The 322-nt window shown below is 60.2% G+C and carries 1 pseudogene; it reads right to left on the bottom strand.

The annotated features are described in order from the left end of the window. Positions 1–275, bottom strand: a pseudogene (locus R2R70_RS19440) (ABC transporter ATP-binding protein); the annotation flags it as partial. Positions 276–322: the final 47 nt, after the last annotated feature.

Here is a 322-nt window from a genome sequence, read left to right on the forward strand (position 1 = left end):
ACCGGCTGACGCTTGTCGTTCACCCTCACGATGCTGTTCTGGTAGCCGTAGGCCTCGATGCGCTCGCGCGCCGTGGTCAGGGTGTCATCCGGCGTGACCATGCCGATGTCTTCACTGGCCAGGTCGCGCCCCTTGACCAGGTTGAGGCGCTTCAGAGCACGGTCCTCGCCCAGGAAGGATTCGACGAACTCGTTCTTCGGCGCGGTCAGTAACTCATCGGGCGGTGAATACTGCACCAGCTTGCCGCCGCGGAAGATAGCGATGCGATCGCCCATCTTGATCGCTTAATCGATATCGTGGCTGACGAACATGATGGTCTTCT

Source organism: Cobetia sp. SIMBA_158, from assembly GCF_046566945.1.
In the GTDB taxonomy this organism is placed as follows: Bacteria; Pseudomonadota; Gammaproteobacteria; order Pseudomonadales; family Halomonadaceae; genus Cobetia; species Cobetia amphilecti.